A 2317-nucleotide genomic window follows, 5' to 3' on the forward strand; every position below is an offset into this window, starting at 1 on the left:
GTACAACAACGTGCCGAACGCGCAAGGCGTGAAGCAGCCGCTGTGCTCGCGCTGCGGCGACTGCGTCACCGGCTGCCGCACCGGCGCGAAGAACACGCTGGACGTCAATTACCTGCCGCTGGCCCGCACCGGCGGCGCGGAGATCTTCASCCGCGTTGAGGTCGACTGGCTCGAGCACCTGCCCGACGGCCGTTGGCGCATTCACACCATCACCCGGCCAGACGGCATCACCCCAGTGCATGGCGAGGTGATCGCCGGCAGCGTGGTGCTGGCCGCGGGCACGCTGGGCAGCACGCAGGTGCTGCTGCGCTCGCGTGCGCAAGGGCTGGCCTTGTCGCCAACGCTCGGCACTCGCTTCTCAGGCAACGGTGACCTGATCGCGCTGGGCTACAACACCAGCGTGCAGACCAACGTGATGGGCTTCGGCACCGGCACACCACTGTCCGGCGAAGCGCAGGTCGGCCCGACGATCACGATTGCGGCCGACTACCGCGCGCAGCAGCCGTTGGCGCAGCGCTACCTGATCGAAGATGCCGCGGTGCCGCGCGCGTTGGTCGACGCGGTGCGGCTGGCGCTGCCTTTGTCGGCTGGCATCTTCACCGACTTTCCCGCCGCGCAGCGCGTGGCGCGCGACCTGCTGTACAGCCGCACCGACGGCGCGCTGAACCACAGCATGGTCTACCTCGGCATCGGGCACGACAGCGCCAGCGGCCGCATCCAGCTGGACGCCTGGGGCAACGCGCAGGTGGTGTGGCCCAACGTGATGCAGGAGCCGTTCGTCGCGCGGTTGAAGGCCGAGATGGAGCGGCACGCGCTGGTGTTCGGTGGGCGCTATGTCGACTACCCGCGCACGAGCCCGATCTTCGGCGGCGCGTTGACCAGCGTGCACCCGCTGGGTGGCTGCCCGATGGGCGAGCAGGTGGACAGCGGGGTGGTCAATGCGGATGGCCAGGTGTTCGATGCGCGCGCCGGTGGTGCGGCCGTCTATTCAAACTTGCGCGTGGTCGATGGCTCGATCGCCCCGGCATCCATCGGCGTCAACCCGCTGCTGACGATTGCCGCGCTGGCCGAGCGTGCGGCCGAACACTTCGCTTGAGGTTGCTGCAATGAAAAGACTGCTTGCCTTCGTGCTGTTGACACTGCTGGCGTTGACGTCGACAGCGGCCTCGGCCGCCCGCGGCCTGAAGTTCGCCGAAGAGATGCGCGGCTATGCGTACTGGGATGGCGAGTACCGCAACGCCAGTGTGTCGCTGAAGGTAACGATCCAGGACATCGACAAGTGGAGCGTCGACCCTAACTACCCGGCCACCGTGACCGGCACGCTGTTCATGGACCGCGTGCCGGCCCAGCCGATCAGCGGCACGCTGCAGATCCTGGCGCCGGCACCGAACGACGACGGCCGCTTGCTGACCTATCGTTTCACCAGCGCCACACTGCAGTTCAACGGCATCAAGCATGTGCGAGACTCGGCCGGCGCCGAAGTGTTCGACGACATGACGACCTTGCACGGCATGTTCCAGCCCAAGGGCCAGACACCGCCGTCCATCACCGAGCTGCTGTACCAGGCTTTGTGGACGTCAGAACTGCACTTCGAGTGGTGGGACCCAACGACAGTCTGGAACTTCACGATGTCGTTCCAGACGATCAACACCCCTTGGTACGAGGTGCTGGAAGTGGAAGCCATCTTCGTCGTGACCGTGTTCGGCGCGCTCGCCCACACGCTGTTTCCCTGGTTGTGTTGACGACGGCRCATGCTGAGCCGCTCGTGGCAACCCCAGGCACCCAGCGTATCCGTCTCGTATGAGCGTTCGCTGAAGGCCTACTTGCGCACGCGCGGCCTGCCCCCGCCGCGCATGGAGCGCGAAGGCTGCGCTTGCCCGGCATCACGAGTGGATGGGCGCGCCTTCGGGCACACGCTGGCGCGTGGTGGCCATGTGTTGGGCGATGCGACCACCGGCCTGGCCTTCGGGCTGTGCGTGGGCGGCGCGGGCTTCGGCCTGCTGGGCGTGGCGGCAGCCACGGCACCGACGCTGCGTGACTCGGTGCGCCAGCTGCAACGCTTCGAATCACTGACCAGCACGCTCGGTCACATGAGCGTGCACCACCACGGCCGCCACCAGGTCTCTCTCTGCTGGCAACCAGCCGAGGCCGAGACGCCGCCCGCGGTGGCCGAGGCCATCATCGCCGGCTGGGTCTCGTTCGGCCGCTACCTGCTCGATGAACGGGTCGACGTGATCGGCGTCAGCTTCATGCACCGTGCGCCAGCCTCGTTGTCGGCCTATGAGGCGGCACTGGACTGCCCGGTGCGGTTCGGCGC

At 67.4% G+C, this 2317-nt stretch carries 3 protein-coding genes; all 3 read left to right on the forward strand.

Annotated features, from left to right (window positions below):
- A partial coding sequence (locus AC1DYI_RS33090) for a GMC oxidoreductase (RefSeq protein ID WP_477208348.1) occupies positions 1-1096 on the forward strand: 1096 nt, incomplete at its 5' end.
- 10 nt (positions 1097-1106) lie between these two features.
- Positions 1107-1742 (forward strand): hypothetical protein, encoded by a 636-nt coding sequence (locus AC1DYI_RS33095; RefSeq protein ID WP_477208349.1) that lies wholly within the window; start codon positions 1107-1109, stop codon positions 1740-1742.
- Positions 1743-1751: 9 nt separating this feature from the next.
- Positions 1752-2317: AraC family transcriptional regulator ligand-binding domain-containing protein (locus AC1DYI_RS33100; protein ID WP_477208350.1), on the forward strand; the 566-nt coding region annotated here is incomplete at its 3' end.

The organism is Ideonella sp. P3_A4 (assembly GCF_056403075.1).